Origin of the sequence: Halonotius terrestris, assembly GCF_006861665.1 — an archaeon.
Classification (GTDB): Archaea; Halobacteriota; Halobacteria; order Halobacteriales; family Haloferacaceae; genus Halonotius; species Halonotius terrestris.
Map to the genome: position 1 here is coordinate 1 of NZ_RKLU01000015.1, position 16,739 is coordinate 16,739.

Sequence of the window (16,739 nt, forward strand, 5' to 3'; positions counted from 1 at the left end):
TCGGAACCGGAAGGTGGATTCATTGTCGAAGCTAAATCGGGAAATACTGGGGCTGAGTCGGTTGTCCTTCCCAATCGTGTCATCTATTTCTGGCGAAATCACGCCACGGTTGTATTGACCACATTGGCGAAATCTCACTTTCTGCCGCCCCACAACGCCGCGAGAGTGTAGTCTTCTTCGGCGAACTCAGGGGATCAACCGTCCAAGAGAGATAGCGGATGGGCTTGCTTGACATCTTCACGACTGATTACGGGGCTGGGGACTCTTGGCTGGGAGATCATCTGAGCCCCGTCGATCACGGTACGAGATTATATGCAGAGCGTCGGTAGCTGATGTAGCTGAATGATTCTCTCCGTATCGAGGGAGAAGAATGGTCGACGGCCCGACCTTGTTCTACCTAGCGTGCCGACATCCGGCGAATTTTGCTTTACTCACCCACATACATCAGTTGTGGCAGTCCGTTATGAACGTCCATTGTGAACGGTCATTATGAACGTACAGTATGGTCATAAGGTGTGGTCTGTAGTTGCTACAGTGAGTAATGTGGTGTGTGTCTGAGCAACTCTTATTATCGATGCGGATGATGGTGCGCACATGCTACCAATAACCGTCTATAACCAGAGTGGTGGCCAATCCAAATCCACGATCACCAGAGATCTCGCCGCCGCCTACGCCGAACTCGGTCTCAACGTCCTCATCGCGGATTTCGACGCGCAAAATGGGAGCGTCTCGAACTATCTTGGCGTCGACGAAGACAAACACAACCCCGACGCCGACGACCTAACGCTCCACCTCATTGACCAGGGCAAAGGGCCGTTCCGCGATCTCATTCGCACGGCCGACGACGGCATCGACGTCATTCCCTCACACAAACGCTTCAACCGCGTCGACCAACGCCTCGACCAACACGCCGACTACCTCGAAGCGTCCAAACCCCCCGAGTGGGAGTATCCCCGATACAAACGCTTTTTCCAAGTCCTCCAAGACAACGACATTCAGGACGAGTACGACGTCATGCTCGTCGATCCGAACGCGAAAGCCGACGAAGGCTACTATCTCGCCCTCTACGCCACCCGCAACATCCTCATCCCTGCCGAACCCACGCGCGGCGGCATCGAGAGCATCGCCGGCGTCGAAGACAGCGCCCGCAACTTCGCCGAAGAGATGGATATCAACATCACACTAAGCGGTGTCGTTCCATCGAAAGTCGACGCCGGAAAGAAGATTCACAAAGAGTACCTCACTAAGATTCACGAGCAGTATCCGGCTCCAGTCTACTTCAAAAACCTCGGTGCGTTCGAGAAGGCCGAGGAGAACTACGAGACGGTGTTTTCTCAGCTGAAGGACGGCCGCATCCGTGACTACAACGCGGACATCATGCCGAAGTTCCGCACCCTCGCATCGTACATCTACCATCGCGCGGGCCAAGACCTCCCTAACGGCGGGTGGCCGCGAGAAGATCTATTCCACGGGAACGACATCTGGGGAGAAGTCGACCTCTCTCAGCTGACAACTGGCGGTCCCGACGCCGCTGAGGTGTCACAATGAGCTTCGAGTCAGGCGGCGATATGGAGAACCCGTTCGAGGACACAAATGACGAAGGCGACGACACTCAAGCCGACGAATCAGTAGAGATGGACATGGAAGACACGCAGCCTGTCGAGGACGACGAATCGACCAACGAGACCACTGGACAGGCGTCGAGTAATACGAGGCGCGACGACTTACGTGAAGCCGGTGTCGGACAAGAATCCGAGACCGGAGTCGACTACATTAGCGACCTTAAATCCGGCCGCAGGCACTCGAACGAGCAGCTCGCGAGAGCACTCATGCAACCGGAGTATCACTCCGAGTCGCCGCCAGTCCCCTACGCGACGTGGCGAGATGGAACGTCGACGGCACGCGACCGGACCACGCTCGAACTCAACCCGGACGTCGACGACCTTGTCCGAAAGGCCCAAACCGAGTTCGAGGACCGCTATGGCACGAACATCACAAAGGCCGATCTTCGCGAGTTCGCGATGGTGTACGGCCTCGCACACCTCGATGACGTCTTCGAGATGGCTGAAGAATGGGGCATCCAGTACGACAACTGAACCTATGCGCTTCCGTAATTGGCTTCGAACTGTTCCTTGACGTCATCAATATACAGACTTGTGAGCATATCCTTGCCAACTCTAAAGACGAATGGTCCATCCGTACATGAGGAGAAACCTGAGTGGTAGAACTCAGCCAGATACGCTCTAACCAACTATCTAGTAAGGCTTTCAATTGTTACCGAATTATTGGTAACCACCAGATGTACGAGGTGCTCGACGACACGGCAGCCCAGGTCATCCTCGCCATCAAAAGTGGTGACTCCATCCGGCGTGTCGCTCAGCACCTCCACAGACCGTACGAGACGGTGAGACAAGCCGTCAACCGTCTCGAAGACGGCAGACCTACGTCCACTATGACGACGGCCTCTCTGTTGTCGACCAGCGCGTGAGAGAAGCCGCGCGCGAGCTGGTCGCGGCAAGCGCCGGCGTGAGTCCACCCTCCATCGAGGAGGCATACATCATCCCGCAGTTCGGTGACTGGCCGTTCGCGTTCACGCGGATCGACACCATCTACGTCTGGATACAGGGCGGCTACCAGGTCAGCCGCGATCCCGACGACTACCCGCTCTTCATCGCTGTTCACGAGCAAGACGTCGACGCCTGGGAGACGTTCTTCGAATCGTTCGGGCTACCAACCACCTTCGAGCGCCAGCCCAGCGACGAGATCGATGGACCACTGCAGATCGTCCTCGATCCACAGACGTCACTCGAAATCGAGGACGTCGAAGGCTACCTGGTTATACCGCGCGAGGACACGATCGAGTACATGCGCGAGCACTACGCGCAGTTCCAGTCGGCGCTCGCGATGCTTGACCGTATGTACGACGACCTCGATCTCGGTGTCACTAGAGGCGAGGATCTCAAGCATGGCTCTCGGAGTGATTTCGGGGCATCGGCTGTCTCTGTTGAGACAGTCACGGCACTCCAGCAGTATCTGTCTGATCAGGTCGAACAGCTGCGGTGAAACAGCTTAGAGAGCCCGCGGATCAATATCAACGACGCTGGCAAAGGCAACGTTCTCCTGAACCTGCTCGATTTCGACGGTCGGCTCATCACCGGGTTGGCCACCAGGAACGATCACAACGTATCCACGGTCAACTTTCGCGATTCCATCACCCTGGTCGCCGGTTGTCTCAATTGTCACGTCCCGAATTTCGCCCTCCTCAACCGGCGGCCCAGAAGATCCACGCTGTCGGTCAGATTGGGCACGATCTGCGGACGCGGGCTCGTGCTCGTCCTGCGCCGTCGTGGGTGAGTCGAAGACAGCGATCCGATACGTTTCGCCGAGGGAGACAGTGTCATGATTGAGCTCCCCGGACGGAACCTCGACAACGTATGTCCCGTCCCGTTCGTGAACAGTCGCGCTGAAAACAGAGCGAAGCGAGTCCGGAATTTCGACCATTCGATGGTCCAATACTCGGCTGGTAGAGAACTTAACTCCATGGAAACGGCACGAGACAGCGACCTCCTGTATTGACGGGTAGTGCGGTGAAGCCACCGTTCTACCGCGATTGAACGTGAGAAGATGTGTTCTTGTTCGTACGGCCACATGGGATCTGCAAACGTCACGTCGAAAGAGGGTTAACCAACATCTCGACTCAACAAACCGTAGTTGTTGGTTAATACTATGAGGTACGGTAATCGCAGCGAAGATATCGAAGGGTAACAGGATCGCTGACAGGGGGCAAAGAACCCTACGACAGCTTACGAATAGGCGTCGTTGAACTCGCGTTCACGGCGCATCAACTCCTCGACACCATGCTCGAGGATCCCGCGTCCCATCGCTGTTGGCCGATAGTACGTGTAAAAGCCCTGGCTGTCAGCGGTTCGTCGCTGGCGCTTGTCGACGAGCCCCACATCAACCAGTTCGTCGAGGTGGTAGTGGAAATTGTGCGGCTCGACGTCGACCACAACCTTGAGGTCAGCAGCACTCAGTTCGTCGTTCGCGACGAGTGTTCGCAGGATGCGAAACCGCGTCGGGTGGCCGATCGCCTGTTGCATCGTGAGATACTCCTCGAGCGTCAGCCCGCTCTCCTCAGGGAGCGGCGGCTCCGGCTGGCGAACGTCCTCTGTTGGCTGGCGATCGGTTTCGGACATTGAGGGATGCCTCGGTTCGAGAGTTGGGACGCCACATACTTAGTCGTTCTCTACTAGAATATTCCTGAGAACACCGATATTTATATACTACTGTTCCGAATCGACGACTCGAATGCGGCAACGGATTATCGNNNATNCTTAGTCGTTCTCTACTAGAATATTCCTGAGAACACCGATATTTATATACTACTGTTCCGAATCGACGACTCGAATGCGGCAACGGATTATCGACAATCTCTCCCGGGCCACTGAAGATTCGGACGCCCTCACTCCAGCCCGGCGCGAACAGTTTCTCGTCTATCTGATGGGGCCGTACCGGACGTTCGACGTCGACGCGCTGCTACCGGCGGACGCGGATGTCGAAACCGACGTCCCGTCGTTCGCGACGTGGGACGAGGCCAGCGGCGAGTACGCTGAAGATGAGGTCTTGCGCCTCCTCCAGGAGACACGAGACTGTCTTCGCGACCGTGGCTTCAATGCCTTCCTCGCGATTGACGTCGGGATCTCGCTCGATGAGATGGATGCCGCCACACAAAGTATTGCCTTCGCGCAAGCCAGCAATGCGACGATTTTCATCGCCCCACAGGTAGGCGATAATCTCGGCGTCGGGATCGAGATCGGGAGCGTCCTTGAAGATCTGCTGTCGACAGCCGGAATGCAGGGACCGGCGGCCGACGCGACTCCACCAGAGCGCACGCGGCGGGTGATGGTCGCGACCGAACCATCGGTTCGAAGTGCCATGCTTGGGGCGGTCCACGCACGCTGGGACGCCAGCGTCCGGACGTTCACCGATGCCGCGGACTGCTGTCGGCTGTGCGCGCAGTTCTGTACCCACATTCAGAACGAAGAGCTCTATGGCTCGCTTGAGAGATTGGGATGATTCCGCCCCAAGCAAGAGAGGTAATATAGATTTCACGAAGGTCTCCCATGAGAGTTCCTCGAAAGACGAGGGGTGCCGGGAAGACCTACGCTCAGGAAATACGGAGTGTTGGATCCGGAGGAATCGAGAGCGGCTCCACTGCTTCTCAAGAATACCGGTGACTCGAGATCGCGGAGGGGCAGCCCTATCGATTTGTTGTGTGAGAGACCAACAAACTGTGTGGACCCACCCCTATCGACTTGTTCACGTCAGCGACGAAACTGAGTCGTCGACAACACCCTCGCCCCTATCGATTTGTTCGAGGGATGAGCTACTTTTTGAGCTGTGCGTTCACGACGGTGCGGAGTTCGTCGTCGTGGACGTCGTCTAGCCGCGAATCTTCCCGGAGCGTCTCAATAATGGTCTCCGGATTCTCACCAAACGTGAACTCGAGATAGCTGCCCGAGTGTGGCCCCTGACTTTTCCGCTCTGTCTCAACCAAGGAATACGTCGTGAGTTCCTTCATCTTATTCACGTACGTCTCCTGGTGGTACTGATCCGAATCAAGGGTGCCGGTCAGGTACTGATATACTCGGTATCCGATCGGGCTTATCGCTGCACCAGTTCCGGTTTCACACGCTACAGCTGCAGTCGCGAAAAGACAGAGCTTCTTCTGTGTGCTGATCCCACGAGTCACCTCTAACACGCGGTTCTTCTCAACTTTATCCTGAGCTTCTCGAACGTGCTCTTCACGGATTTCGTTTGCACCCGTTTTTTCTGCAATCGACCCCGCTGTTCGCATCAGGTCGATCGCCTTCCGTGCGTCCCCGTTGGTTTGCGCGGCGAAGGCTGCTGCAAGAGGGATGACGTCGTCACTGAGTGCATCCTCGTGGAAGGCATCTTCCCGAGCCCAGAGAATTTCCCGGAGCTGGTTGGCGTCGTAGTCACTGAAGTGAACGTCCTCGGGGGTGAACGAACTGAGAGCTCGACTTCCCACGCTCTCCATCATTTTCGTGTCGTTCGTGATCGCGGTCACGGAGACTTGGGCGGTGATCTCGTTAGTACTTCCAGCGCGAGAGAGCTGATAGAGAAGTCGGGAGAAGGCTGGTTCGTCCTTATCGCGACGACCGACGAGCATGTCGAGTTCGTCGAGGATGAACACGACTGTATCGTAGTGTTCGTTGATGAGGCGGTAGAGTTCGCGCCATTTTTTCTTGTTTGGAACCCCGTGCTCTGGGACATCGACAGTCGTTCCGATGTCGTTCGACACCTTTCGCGCAAGTTCGTAGACGGCTGCGCCGAGGGTCCCCACGTTCTGGCAGTTCATCTGAATGACGCCGAACCGGATATCACGACTTTCACAGAGTTCGACGATATTCTGGCAGACAGCGTTGATGATGAGAGATTTCCCGGTCCCGGAAGGGCCATAGAGGAGAAGATTCGGTGGCCGCTCGTTACTAATCGCAACGCGAAGGTGCTGAGTGATATCAGTGAGCTGGGTGTCACGACCGACGATACGTTCTTCGTCGACGATCTCGTTCGGTTCGAGGAGCGACCGGTTCTTGATGAGACTCGCGGCTTCCTCCTGCTCGAGAATGAGATCTTTGATAGAACCCGTGGACTCAGGGGTCTCCTCGGGACCAGGATCCGTGGGCATACCGAACCCCACTCTATCAGGATACTAAAAGATTCCCCTGTCGATTTCTTTTCTACCGGTACGGCGTTCAGAACCGGGATATCAGAGGGTTACACCGCTGTCTTCCGCGACCCCCGACGATTTGTTAGGAACCCTTCGTCTGGACCAATCCAGGAGAACTCCCGAACACCCTCTCACCCCTATCGATTTGTTCTGACCACAAAGGAGGGGTGGGGGTGAGAGAGTTCCCGAACGGACTAACAGTCCATCTCCGTCACGAATAGCACGGAATCGAGAGCTGCTTTCATCTTCTCTTTCTCTTCTTTCTAGTTCTAGCTAGCTAGTAGAACACACCTCTATCGACTTGTCCTAACTACACTCCTTCACTCTATTTCTTTCCTGATCAAGTATATAAACACGGATTGGGAAAACCAGGTGACGAACAGTGGGTTCAGGCATATTGTAGGTATCAGGGCGGGACGTCTTGCTATCCCCTCAGTTTCCCAAGTGAACTACTCTACACTCACCGCTATCGATTTGTCTAATGCTACTCCAGTCTACCGAATCTAGTAGAAATCGAGCTAATAAAGACTGATACGGTTAAATGATCTCATCCAGATGTGCCATATCCTCGTGAGTTCCTCGTGATCAACTCTCCCCTCCCCGCCCTTACTCGCCAGAACAAATCGATAGGGGTGGGTGTGTGGTCTTATCGACACGGTCGCGATAGATGCAGCCGATCGTGTATAGAGCCGACTCTATACTCGATTTCGGCATTTTCGTCCCATTGGTTCAATACTAGTCTTTCGTGTATGCCTCCCCGCTGAACAAATCGATAGAGGTGACCCTCCGTATGCTGGTGGTTTCGTTGAACAAGTCGATAGGGGTGCGTCTCACCAACTACTCAACCGACGTCAGAGATCTCGACCTCAAGTCTTCTTTAATGGCGATGGTACCGCAGACATGTAGGAATTCATTCAATTCGCTACAGACCGATTCGCATTTGAGCGAAACGCTTTTTCACGCAACACTCGAAATCTGTGGTAATGAGTACGTCCGACCACACGCCAAGCGACCTGGAGTCCGTTCGGGAGCGGCTCAACGTGGTCACCCAGGAGACGCGGTTCTCGCTCCTCCAGGACATCCTCGGGCATCCGTCGGAACTGCCGACACTGAAGGAACTCGACTACGTCAACCCGAACAAGAGTCAGACGACGATTCGCCAGCACCTCCAGCAGCTCGTCGACGCCGGCATCGTCATGGAGGTGCTCCTGCCCGAGGACCGCCGGCAGAACGACCTGCCGTACAAGTTCTATGGGCTCAGTGAAAGTGGTCGGCAGTTCCTCGAGGAACACAAGCTCCTCCGGGCACAAGACACGCTTCTAGAGATATATGACCGGGTTGAGAAGACGGACGACATCGAACGGTACGAGACTGCCCCGCGACCCGAGCGCTAACAGCTCTCGTCTTTCACTTCGCAGATGGGGTGTCACCCCGAACAACTGGGCAGCCGACTGTGACGTTCTCTCGTCTATTCGCCGGGATTGACGGGACCTTTGTACTGAGAGCGGATCTTGTCGCCGTCCCGCCACTGCCAGTAGTAGTAGCGGTTATCGTTGATCTCCTTGATCGTAATCGTCGCCTTCGATGGAACGTGATCCGGGAGGTCGTCTGATCGTTCTTCGATCTCGTCTTCATCCTCCGCCTCAGCAAGGCGATCTTCACGCTCACGGTATTCAGCGAGTTTCTCAGCGTAGCTCGCGATGTGGCGAAGGAGTTCGGGCGAGTAGTCGTCGAGAGTATCGACGACGTCAGGGGGAAGGTCTGCTGAGGGCGTCGGTGGCTCGTAGGGCATGGGCTGACCAGCGTTAACCAACACAGACGCAAAAGGCATAGTTTTGTTGGTTAAATCACTNNNAANGNNTCTGCTGAGGGCGTCGGTGGCTCGTAGGGCATGGGCTGACCAGCGTTAACCAACACAGACGCAAAAGGCATAGTTTTGTTGGTTAAATCACTATCAACGGTTCTCCTGCACCTGTAACACTACTCGAAACTCTATATCAATGAGTTTCACCTGATGTTACAGCCCCCGAGGACTCTCGAACACTGGACGATCCTACGAGTTCGAGGGGAGCCGTCCATCAGGTCGTGGAACCCGCCCTTGTTTGATCTCGTGATCGACTCGCCGGAGATGTTTACAGCCGCCCTCGGGCGTTCGTTTCCTCCAGTCTGGACACGTGCAGGACTCGCTGATCACGTCGACCTCGTACCAACTCCCGGACGCGGATTGCACCTCGTAGCGACCGCCTTTTTCGAGCAGCGAGACGGCCATCTCCTCGTCGACGGCGCGTCTGGTGCGTGGTTCCAACTCGCCGTGTTGGTTCGCGTGCTCCGTGACGATCATTCGATCGCGAACGTCGCCAGTTCGTCCACCGTCAGGCGCGACGGCAGCCGGACCGTGGAGACGATCCTGCAGGAGGTCTTCGACCGGATGGCCTTCCGACCACAGATAGTGCACTTCGCGACGTTCACGATGGTCGTAGGAGCCGCAGGCGGCGGCGCTGCCGGCCCAGACACGCCACGCGCCGAGTGTAGCCATCACGTCGACGATGATCCGCGGAACGGTCTCGTACTCGTCGGGGTAGAAGATTCGGAAACGGGTACACTCTTCTCGGGGTGAGGCGTCGTCCCACCACTCGACGTCGTCGCCCCAGCTGTCGAACATCGACTCGTCATCTCCGTACCCGACGGTCACGCCGTCGATCTGTGGCACGTCCACCGACATTTCATCAGCTTCGCCTTCGAGCAGTCGGAGCACGGCGTATCTGAGATACTCGTGTTCCGGATGGTCGGTCGACTGGGCGACTTGGTCGTGGTATTCTGCGACTCGTTCCGCCTCCTCGAGAACGGTAGTTAGGTACTGGTCGGTCATGGGTCGATGGAGACGGGAGTGCGCCTCCGCCCCTCGGCGGGCGCTGATAAACTTAACCAACGACGACCCGTATTAACGTCCGATTGTTGGTTAACTGGAACGGACCACGAGTTCAGTCCTCGGCAACTATGCCGATAATCTCCTGGGCGGTCGAACTGATTCGACCGAGCCGATCCTGGATCACCTCCGCATCGTCGTTCTCCCACGCGGCGAGGTAGAACGCTGACCCGCTCGTGTCCAGTCCGAGAAACCGACCAACGATGTACGCGACGGCTTCCGCTTCGACTTCGCGTTTCGCTCTCTCGGTGTCGTCGTCGACGTCGAAATGCAGTAGCGCGTGAGCGTACTCGTGAATCAGCGTCACCGCGAGGTCGGCCTGATTCGCTCTATCTTTCGCTTCGACGACGGGTTGGCATTCGTGGAGGTTCCGGTGTTTGCAGACGCCTTTTGCGTCGCCATGCTCCCACTCAGCAGCGTTGACGACACGGACGTCTATATCGAGCGTAGTTGCTGCATCGAGGAGTGCTGGCACCAGGTCGTCGGCGTCTCCAGCTGCCTCGGTTTCCAGCTCGGGGAGCGGTTCGCCCTCGGTTTGAGACACATCGAAGACGGCAGTTGGTTTGAATCCAACCAGTCCTTTAGACCACTCCTCGGGCGGTGTCTCGTCGTAGTCACAGTCGCTTTGCTCGTGGTAGCTCGGTGAGTTCTCGCACTCGGGGCACTGCTTCGTAATAATGGGTGCCCAGATCCAGATCGCCTGTTCGCCTTCCTGGACGTACCGGTCGAACTCGTTCCGCCAGGTGTTGTAGCCCGCGACCTTCGTCGCCTCGGGGCACTGCAGCTTGATGAGCAGCGTGTTGCGATGGGAGTAGTCGTGGAAGCGACTCTGGACGTTGAGCCACTCCTGAAATTCCTCGCTGGCCTGGGCCTCGTCAACGTCGTCGACGAGCTCGTCGATCCAGGCTTCGATGGTACTGTGCATCTCGTCGTGTCGCGTGTCGGTCTCTTCGAACGAGACCGACGGCTCACTGGCTGTAACCATTGTATTCACCGAATCGAGTTCACGGCGAGTGCGTCAGTTCAGACGCGCCGCACCCCTCGGGGGCGCACAACAAACAACGGCGCTGCTGAGAGGGGTATATCGAGGTCGCTGTCGGAGGCTGGGATTAACAACGGTGCGAAGGTACCGTCGAGAGTATGGGGCTCGTCGACGTGCTTCGCGGGGTCATCCGAACCAGCACGGCCGATACGGCCACGCTGTATGAGTGCCGCCACTGTGGCACGACCCTCTCGGTCGACGCCGAGACGTGTCCGACCTGTGGTGGCGAGGACGTCGCCTGCTACCGATTCTAAGTAGGTCTTGCTCGGACCGCTACACTCGTTGCCGGCACAGCTTGAGTGATCGTGTTCGTTCGGCCCCCCTCGGTGTGAATGGGGAAATCTGGTTATCGGAGCGCTGCTTTCTCGTCAGCGAAGCCGACCGCAACGAGATACGCGAGGAACGCGTCGAACCGCTCGACGTCGCTGGGTGTGTCCGTCGCGAGGTGTCGCACCCACTCAATGGCCCACTGGAACGCGGGGTCTGTTCCGCCTTTGCCGTGGATATACCACCACCGAGCTGCTTTCAGGACGACGAGCGGATTCGTTGGTGGCTGCTCACCGGCGAGGCCACGCGTGATCGACTCGATCTCCTCGGGCACCCCGGCGGGATCGACCTCGCCTGATTGCGTGTTCGCTACGTCGACTGGAATTGCATCGACCGAAACGTCGTTCGTACGCTGTTGCTGACTCACCATCGAGCCCTCGCCCTCTCTGGAGGGCGCGACAAACCGCTCGTAGCGTCACGTAGGCGGAAAGTAGACGCTTTGCTCGNNNNCGNTNTTGCTGACTCACCATCGAGCCCTCGCCCTCTCTGGAGGGCGCGACAAACCGCTCGTAGCGTCACGTAGGCGGAAAGTAGACGCTTTGCTCGCCGGCGATCTCCTCGAGGTTGTTTCGGTGCCGATGCGAGAAGTAGCACTCGTAGCTGCAGTAGCCACAGGTATCACCGGTGTCGTACTCGGCGACGAAGGGACCGCGCCGGGTCGTCCAGACGTTCGCTCCGCAGTCGGTACACGCAGCACTATCGAGATCGGTCGGCGATGGGCCTTCGTACTCGATCTCGAGAGTGTCGTCGTGTGGGGTCGCGTCGGGCCAGACACCGTGAGACTGCCAGAAGGCCTTGAGGCGGGCGAGACTGTGACGGACCGTCTTCCGAACCGTGACGTGGTCAGCGTTGCGACCGCTATCATCCCAGCCGTCAGCCGTCCAGAACTCACCGAACTGCGCGCCGCGATGCAGCCCGTTCCAGTCAAGGCCGACGATGTCGGCTGGTTGCTCGTCCGTGAGCGTCGGTCGGGTCAGCTGTCGGATGGCTTCGAGTTGTTTTGGTGGACTCCCGCCGAGGATATGGACGCGCCGACCGCGCCAGTCGGCCGGATCAGAGAACTCGTGGGCCAACCGGTCGGCGTACCCACGCGAATAGCCAAGAACGAGATCCTTGGGAATTGCGTCGATCACCGCTTGAGACTTTGGGACGATGATGAGCTCGGCCTCGGGGTAGCTGGCGTGAATCTCACGAGCAGCAGCGACGTGGTCATCGACGTCGCCGCGTTCGTAGATGTCGCCGATGACGCCGACCTGTGGTTCTTGCTCGAAGAACCGATCGACGAACCGATCCAGATCGGGGTTCCGAAAGTCGTTGTCAAGCATCCCGACGGGGAGGGTGAGATTCTGATATTGGTTCTCCTGATACCCGCAGTCCTCCCGAAAGCCGGGAAGGAAACCGAGCTTATAGGCATCCAGAGTGAACGGGGCTCGATGGAGGAACGCCAGGATGTCGGCTTGTCTGGCGGCAGCGATGTCGCTAGCCGTTCTGGAGTCTGTACTCAAATCGAGGGACATGATTGGAGTCACGAGGCCGCTGTTGGCCGCCCCGCGCCCCTTCAGGGGCCTGAAAAACCGAGGCGCAGTCTGTTAACCAACAATGGGAAACCCACGCGGAGCTTGTTGGTTAATAACAGAGCTTACTCTTCGTCCTCACGCAGCTCTTCAGCCTTCCACTTGAGCCGGCGCAGAATCTGCGTCCGATTCTGATGGGCGTTCTCGTAGGCAACGCACTCCTGGAGGGTTTCCATATCCGGGATCGTCGCGATCCCTGCCTTGATCAGGCGTGTGTTCGGTGCTTCCAGACGCTTCTCTGGAGGGAATTCGTTACTCTCTTCGTCGTTAGTGGTCCCCATCTCAAAGAGCCTCCACCTCTTTGGGGCCGACACAAACAACTCTCCGGACGATGACGCCCATCTCTAATAGGGATAAACCGATACAACGGTTGCCGTAATGGTCATGCCCCGCGAGTGGTTACAGGCCCGTATGGAGCGAAAGACGATCTCCGTCACCGGGATGTCGTGCAACGGGTGCGAACAGAACGTAGAGACCGCCCTGCGAAACCTCGATGGTGTGAATCGCGTTGAGGCCGACCACGAAGCTGACACGGTCGACGTGGTCCTTGAGGATGGAGTCGCAGACGACGATGTGAACGCGGCAATCGAACAGGATGGCTACGACGTGGTGGCTTAATCGGCCGTCACTCGACCGTCTTCCCGCTCGCCGTCGGTGCGTTCTTTTAGAGCGAATTCGGTATTGACACCCTTACCGGAGAGGAGCTGGCCAGCGAAGCTGTTGGCCAGCACCGCCGAGACAGACAGCACCATCGCGAGCATCGCGAACACGGGGTGAACGAGCCCTGTGGTCGCGGCGGCGACGCCGACACCGTTGAACGCGAAGGCCGTCACGAGATTCTGGCGAGTCTTCCGATAGCTCTCCGTGCCGATCTCGTAGGCGTCCACCACGCCACCGAGCCGGTCACCCATCAGGACGATATCCGCCGATTCGATGGCGATGTCGGTGCCGGCGCCGATGGCGATCCCGATATCGGCCTGGGTGAGTGCCGGCGCGTCGTTGATGCCGTCGCCGACCATCGCCACACGGTGGCCAGCTTCCTGCAGGCGACCGATCTCCTCGCGTTTCTCGTCGGGCAGCACGTCGGCCATGACGCGGTCGATACTGACCTCCTCGGCGACCGCGTTCGCGGTGCGCTCGTTGTCGCCAGTGATCATCACGGGCGTGATGCCGGCGTCTCGCATCCGCTGGATGGTCGCAGCGGCGTCGCTCTTGATCTCGTCACCGATACCGATCAGACCGAGTAGGTCACCGTCACGAACAACTCCGGCAACGGTGAGGCCGCGGCCCTGAAGTCGCTCAATGTCGTCGCTCCCCTTCGAAAGGTCAATCCCCTTGCCGCTGAGCCACCCCGGTTTCCCGACCAGCACGTCGTCGCTGCCGACGATCGCTCGGACGCCCTTGCCGGTCACCGAGTCAAAGGCGTCGGGATCCGCGTACTCGACATCTTGCTCGTCAGCGAACTCGAGGATCGCATCGGCGAGCGGGTGTTCGGAGAACGCCTCTGCACTGGCCGCAGTCGTGAGTACATCCACCTCGTCGGTGTCGAACGCGACGACTTCACTGACGGCGGGTTCGCCGACGGTGATGGTGCCGGTCTTGTCCAACACGATGTGGTCGACGTCGGGAAATATCTGGAAGGCGTCGCCGGAGCGCATCAGAATGCCGCGATTCGCCGCCTTCCCGCCGCCCCGGATGAGGGCGAGCGGTGTCGCCATCCCGAGCGCACACGGGTAGCCGAGGACGAGGACCGCCAGCGCTGCGAACGCCCCGCGCTGGACGTCGGAGGCTGCCCCCCACGCGAGCGGTGCAACCACCCAGAAGAGAACTGAGAGCGCGGCAATCGTCAAGACGCCTGGGACGAAGTACTTGAGGATGCGGTCGGCGAGATGGATGATGCCGGGTTTCATCGCCCGCGCCTCCTCGATCTCGCGTGCCACCTGATTCAGGAACGCGTCCTCGCCGGTTGCAGTTACCTCGATGAGCAGCGTCCCGGTCTCGTTGACGCTGCCGCCGATCACCTCGTCGCCTTCGGACTTCTTCTCGGGGATGGACTCGCCGGTAGCGACCGACTCGTCGACCGTCGATTCGCCCTCGACGACGGTGCCGTCGACGGGGATGTTCTCGCCGGGCTTGACGCGGACGCGATGGCCAACGTCGAGGTCGTCGATCGGGACTTCCTCGACATCGCCGTCGTCGGTGACTCGGCGTGCCGTGTCGGGTTGGAGATCGAGGAGGCTCTGGACGGCTTGGGAGGCCCGAGTGCGGACGATGAGGCTGGTGTACTCCGAGAGGATGTGGTAGGTGGTGATGAACACGGAGACGGCGAAGAAGTGGACGGTCGGGAAGCTCGGGAAGACGAACAGGCCGAGCAGTCCGCCGACGAGCCCGGCGAACGAGCCCGCTTCCAGGAGGACGTGCTGGTTGAAGATCCCCCGGCGCAGGCTCTGGTAAGCTTTCTGTTTGATGTATCGTCCTGGGCCGAACATCGTCCCGAGCGCCAGCCCGAGAGTCACGAGGTCCATCGCGAGCGACGCTGACTCGAAGCGCCCCATCACGAGGATCATCCAGCCCATCAGCACAGCAACGACGATGGATGCGCCGCCGGCGAGCAGGAGGCGGCGCTTGCCGTCGGCGAGCTCGGCCTGCTGTTGCTCGTATCGTTTCGCTTTGTCCGGGTCGCGGATGGTATAGCCGAGTTCCCGAAGCGTGTCCTTCACCTCGACCTCGCTCAGGCGGTCGTCGTCATACTGAACGAGGACCTCCTCGTGGGCGAGACTCACGTCGACGTCCTCGACGCCGTCGGTCCGGCTGTAGGCCTTCTTGATGCTCTCGGCACAGAACGAGCAGGACATCCCCCCGACGTTGAATTGTTCCTGTGTCGTTCCCATTGTGGTCGCTAGTTACCCAGCGAAGTGGATAACCATTACGACTAGAGTTATAGCGGTATCGAATAACTAAGACTGCTGTCGAGTGTGTGGCGTTACTCTTACTATCGTCGTTCCCCTACGTCCTCACAAGAATGGCGCTCCTCGAATCCGACGTGCCGATCCGTGAAGTCGTGACGACGGATCCGGAGAAAGCGAAGGCACTGGAGAACGACGTTCGGGCGAAGATCCTCGATATGCTCGCGACCGATGAAATGACGATCGAGGAGATCCACGACGAGTTGCACCGTCGCGGCGAGGAGAAGGCCGAGACGACAGTGCGTCACCATGTGAACGTCCTGAAGGATGCGGGGATGGTGGAAATCGCTCGTCTGGAAGAGGCTGGTGGAGGGACACGGAAGTACTACAAGTCGAACACGCGAGTCTTCTCCTACGATCTTCCGGAAGGCGCCGACAATAACCTCGCGCAGGCGCAGTCTACCGCGTCCGAAGAATTGACTGCCCTCATCGAGACGTTGTATGCGGACCACGGTACCGAGATTGAGGCGGTTGCCCGCGAAATGAAGCCTTGCGAGTACTGCGACACCCAGCATTACGAGGAGTTCATGGTTCGCGAACTCCTGAACCGTGCCCTCATCGAATTAGGCGAGAGCGGCACGCTCGACGATGTGTTCTCGACCGAGGACTGACGCTCACTCGATACAGCAGCTCATTTTGGACGTATTCCGACGGAACGCCTGACAGGCGTGTTTGAACGCCTCGGAGAACGTTGGGAACGGGTGGACAGTATTGATGATGTCGTCAACGGTGAGACCGAAATTCACCGCCAGCGTGGCTTCCATGATCATGTCGGCGGCGCGGGGGCCGACCATGTGGACGCCAACAATCCCGTCGGTCTCGTGGTGCTTCACCACCTGGACGAGTCCATCCGTGTTCTTGACGGCCTTTGCCCGAGGGACATCTTCCATCTGAACCGTCCGGCAGGAACAGGTACCGTGTTCGTCCATATATTCACGTTCAGTTGTCCCAACGACTGCTACCTCGGGACTGGTGAACACGACTGCGGGGACTGCATCGTAGTCGATGCTGACGCCCTCGTTGCCGAAGGCGTTCTTGACGGCGTGATTGCCCTCCTTGGCGGCGACCGTCTCCAGTTCGGGCTCGCCGATCACGTCCCCCGCCGCGTAGATGTCGGAATTGGTCGTCTGGAAATGCTCATCGACGCGAA

At 58.3% G+C, this 16,739-nt stretch carries 19 protein-coding genes and 1 pseudogene; 9 read left to right on the forward strand and 11 right to left on the reverse strand.

Annotation, left to right across the window (positions count from 1 at the left end; all coding sequences use genetic code 11):
• The first annotated feature begins 594 nt into the window (after positions 1 to 594).
• The 4 genes from EGH24_RS14505 to EGH24_RS15975 all read left to right on the forward strand — a co-directional run bounded on the left by EGH24_RS14505 (position 595) and on the right by EGH24_RS15975 (position 3,063).
• Positions 595 to 1,548, forward strand: a complete 954-nt coding sequence (locus EGH24_RS14505) for a ParA family protein (protein ID WP_058365046.1) — start codon at positions 595 to 597, stop codon at positions 1,546 to 1,548.
• Positions 1,545 to 2,096: a hypothetical protein gene (locus tag EGH24_RS14510; protein WP_125919943.1), complete on the forward strand. Its 552-nt coding sequence runs from the start codon at positions 1,545 to 1,547 to the stop codon at positions 2,094 to 2,096. The genes EGH24_RS14505 and EGH24_RS14510 overlap by 4 nt, the downstream gene beginning before the upstream one ends.
• A 203-nt stretch (positions 2,097 to 2,299) precedes the next feature.
• Positions 2,300 to 2,488, forward strand: coding sequence for a helix-turn-helix domain-containing protein (locus tag EGH24_RS15970; protein WP_238994031.1), 189 nt, complete (start codon positions 2,300 to 2,302; stop codon positions 2,486 to 2,488).
• 38 nt (positions 2,489 to 2,526) lie between these two features.
• Positions 2,527 to 3,063, forward strand: coding sequence for an RNA polymerase subunit sigma-70 (locus EGH24_RS15975; RefSeq protein WP_238994032.1), 537 nt, complete (start codon positions 2,527 to 2,529; stop codon positions 3,061 to 3,063).
• Between the two features lie 6 nt (positions 3,064 to 3,069).
• On the opposite strand, the gene EGH24_RS14520 is transcribed toward EGH24_RS15975, so the two are convergent.
• On the reverse strand, positions 3,070 to 3,501 hold the full coding sequence (locus tag EGH24_RS14520) for a TRAM domain-containing protein (protein WP_123115060.1): 432 nt from the start codon (positions 3,499 to 3,501) through the stop codon (positions 3,070 to 3,072).
• Positions 3,502 to 3,803: 302 nt separating this feature from the next.
• On the reverse strand, positions 3,804 to 4,196 hold the full coding sequence (locus EGH24_RS14525) for a winged helix-turn-helix domain-containing protein (RefSeq protein WP_058365039.1): 393 nt from the start codon (positions 4,194 to 4,196) through the stop codon (positions 3,804 to 3,806).
• 211 nt (positions 4,197 to 4,407) lie between these two features.
• Between EGH24_RS14525 and EGH24_RS14530 the strand changes: the two genes are divergently transcribed.
• Positions 4,408 to 5,076, forward strand: a complete 669-nt coding sequence (locus tag EGH24_RS14530; protein WP_058365038.1) for a DUF7509 family protein — start codon at positions 4,408 to 4,410, stop codon at positions 5,074 to 5,076.
• A gap of 310 nt (positions 5,077 to 5,386) precedes the next feature.
• On the opposite strand, the gene EGH24_RS14535 is transcribed toward EGH24_RS14530, so the two are convergent.
• On the reverse strand, positions 5,387 to 6,712 hold the full coding sequence (locus tag EGH24_RS14535; RefSeq protein WP_058365037.1) for an orc1/cdc6 family replication initiation protein: 1,326 nt from the start codon (positions 6,710 to 6,712) through the stop codon (positions 5,387 to 5,389).
• Positions 6,713 to 7,737: 1,025 nt separating this feature from the next.
• Between EGH24_RS14535 and EGH24_RS14540 the strand changes: the two genes are divergently transcribed.
• Entirely contained in the window at positions 7,738 to 8,148 is a 411-nt protein-coding gene (locus tag EGH24_RS14540) for a helix-turn-helix domain-containing protein (protein ID WP_058365036.1), read from the forward strand.
• A 74-nt stretch (positions 8,149 to 8,222) separates the two neighbouring features.
• Here the strand turns inward: EGH24_RS14540 and EGH24_RS14545 are convergent, their stop codons facing one another.
• From EGH24_RS14545 to EGH24_RS14555, 3 genes are all read right to left on the reverse strand, one after another.
• The gene (locus EGH24_RS14545) at positions 8,223 to 8,546 is read right to left on the reverse strand and encodes a hypothetical protein (protein ID WP_058365035.1); all 324 of its coding nucleotides are present in this window, start codon (positions 8,544 to 8,546) and stop codon (positions 8,223 to 8,225) included.
• A gap of 261 nt (positions 8,547 to 8,807) precedes the next feature.
• Positions 8,808 to 9,623, reverse strand: a complete 816-nt coding sequence (locus EGH24_RS14550) for a hypothetical protein (RefSeq protein WP_123115061.1) — start codon at positions 9,621 to 9,623, stop codon at positions 8,808 to 8,810.
• Between the two features lie 112 nt (positions 9,624 to 9,735).
• Positions 9,736 to 10,665: an ArdC-like ssDNA-binding domain-containing protein gene (locus tag EGH24_RS14555; RefSeq protein WP_123115062.1), complete on the reverse strand. Its 930-nt coding sequence runs from the start codon at positions 10,663 to 10,665 to the stop codon at positions 9,736 to 9,738.
• Between the two features lie 155 nt (positions 10,666 to 10,820).
• Between EGH24_RS14555 and EGH24_RS15445 the strand changes: the two genes are divergently transcribed.
• On the forward strand, positions 10,821 to 10,976 hold the full coding sequence (locus EGH24_RS15445) for a hypothetical protein (protein WP_176329434.1): 156 nt from the start codon (positions 10,821 to 10,823) through the stop codon (positions 10,974 to 10,976).
• A 92-nt stretch (positions 10,977 to 11,068) separates the two neighbouring features.
• Here EGH24_RS15445 and EGH24_RS14560 read toward each other — a convergent pair whose 3' ends face one another.
• From EGH24_RS14560 to EGH24_RS14570, 3 genes are all read right to left on the reverse strand, one after another.
• Positions 11,069 to 11,416 carry a hypothetical protein gene (locus EGH24_RS14560; protein ID WP_123115217.1) on the reverse strand — a complete coding sequence of 116 codons (348 nt, stop codon included), beginning with the start codon at positions 11,414 to 11,416 and terminating at the stop codon, positions 11,069 to 11,071.
• A 148-nt stretch (positions 11,417 to 11,564) separates the two neighbouring features.
• On the reverse strand, positions 11,565 to 12,566 hold the full coding sequence (locus tag EGH24_RS14565) for a DUF6610 family protein (RefSeq protein ID WP_058365360.1): 1,002 nt from the start codon (positions 12,564 to 12,566) through the stop codon (positions 11,565 to 11,567).
• 122 nt (positions 12,567 to 12,688) lie between these two features.
• Positions 12,689 to 12,904: a hypothetical protein gene (locus EGH24_RS14570; RefSeq protein WP_058365358.1), complete on the reverse strand. Its 216-nt coding sequence runs from the start codon at positions 12,902 to 12,904 to the stop codon at positions 12,689 to 12,691.
• A 130-nt stretch (positions 12,905 to 13,034) separates the two neighbouring features.
• On the opposite strand from EGH24_RS14570, the gene EGH24_RS14575 reads away from it, so the two are divergent.
• Positions 13,035 to 13,241, forward strand: coding sequence for a heavy-metal-associated domain-containing protein (locus EGH24_RS14575; RefSeq protein WP_058365359.1), 207 nt, complete (start codon positions 13,035 to 13,037; stop codon positions 13,239 to 13,241).
• On the opposite strand, the gene EGH24_RS14580 is transcribed toward EGH24_RS14575, so the two are convergent.
• Positions 13,238 to 15,514 carry a heavy metal translocating P-type ATPase gene (locus tag EGH24_RS14580; RefSeq protein WP_123115064.1) on the reverse strand — a complete coding sequence of 759 codons (2,277 nt, stop codon included), beginning with the start codon at positions 15,512 to 15,514 and terminating at the stop codon, positions 13,238 to 13,240. The genes EGH24_RS14575 and EGH24_RS14580 overlap by 4 nt on opposite strands.
• A 131-nt stretch (positions 15,515 to 15,645) precedes the next feature.
• On the opposite strand from EGH24_RS14580, the gene EGH24_RS14585 reads away from it, so the two are divergent.
• Entirely contained in the window at positions 15,646 to 16,200 is a 555-nt protein-coding gene (locus EGH24_RS14585; protein ID WP_123115218.1) for an ArsR/SmtB family transcription factor, read from the forward strand.
• Between the two features lie 3 nt (positions 16,201 to 16,203).
• Here the strand turns inward: EGH24_RS14585 and EGH24_RS14590 are convergent.
• A pseudogene (locus tag EGH24_RS14590) lies at positions 16,204 to 16,739 on the reverse strand (mercuric reductase); the annotation flags it as partial.

Bases quoted from the DNA above. Each gene is read 5' to 3' on its own strand.
- EGH24_RS14505 (WP_058365046.1), top strand. From the start codon at position 595: ATGCTACCAATAACCGTCTATAACCAGAGTGGTGGCCAATCCAAATCC.
- EGH24_RS14510 (WP_125919943.1), top strand. From the start codon at position 1,545: ATGAGCTTCGAGTCAGGCGGCGATATGGAGAACCCGTTCGAGGACACA.
- EGH24_RS15970 (WP_238994031.1), top strand. From the start codon at position 2,300: ATGTACGAGGTGCTCGACGACACGGCAGCCCAGGTCATCCTCGCCATC.
- EGH24_RS14520 (WP_123115060.1), bottom strand. From the start codon at position 3,501: ATGGTCGAAATTCCGGACTCGCTTCGCTCTGTTTTCAGCGCGACTGTT.
- EGH24_RS14525 (WP_058365039.1), bottom strand. From the start codon at position 4,196: ATGTCCGAAACCGATCGCCAGCCAACAGAGGACGTTCGCCAGCCGGAG.
- EGH24_RS14530 (WP_058365038.1), top strand. From the start codon at position 4,408: ATGCGGCAACGGATTATCGACAATCTCTCCCGGGCCACTGAAGATTCG.
- EGH24_RS14535 (WP_058365037.1), bottom strand. From the start codon at position 6,712: ATGCCCACGGATCCTGGTCCCGAGGAGACCCCTGAGTCCACGGGTTCT.
- EGH24_RS14540 (WP_058365036.1), top strand. From the start codon at position 7,738: ATGAGTACGTCCGACCACACGCCAAGCGACCTGGAGTCCGTTCGGGAG.
- EGH24_RS14545 (WP_058365035.1), bottom strand. From the start codon at position 8,546: ATGCCCTACGAGCCACCGACGCCCTCAGCAGACCTTCCCCCTGACGTC.
- EGH24_RS14550 (WP_123115061.1), bottom strand. From the start codon at position 9,623: ATGACCGACCAGTACCTAACTACCGTTCTCGAGGAGGCGGAACGAGTC.
- EGH24_RS14555 (WP_123115062.1), bottom strand. From the start codon at position 10,665: ATGGTTACAGCCAGTGAGCCGTCGGTCTCGTTCGAAGAGACCGACACG.
- EGH24_RS15445 (WP_176329434.1), top strand. From the start codon at position 10,821: ATGGGGCTCGTCGACGTGCTTCGCGGGGTCATCCGAACCAGCACGGCC.
- EGH24_RS14565 (WP_058365360.1), bottom strand. From the start codon at position 12,566: ATGTCCCTCGATTTGAGTACAGACTCCAGAACGGCTAGCGACATCGCT.
- EGH24_RS14570 (WP_058365358.1), bottom strand. From the start codon at position 12,904: ATGGGGACCACTAACGACGAAGAGAGTAACGAATTCCCTCCAGAGAAG.
- EGH24_RS14575 (WP_058365359.1), top strand. From the start codon at position 13,035: ATGGAGCGAAAGACGATCTCCGTCACCGGGATGTCGTGCAACGGGTGC.
- EGH24_RS14580 (WP_123115064.1), bottom strand. From the start codon at position 15,514: ATGGGAACGACACAGGAACAATTCAACGTCGGGGGGATGTCCTGCTCG.
- EGH24_RS14585 (WP_123115218.1), top strand. From the start codon at position 15,646: ATGGCGCTCCTCGAATCCGACGTGCCGATCCGTGAAGTCGTGACGACG.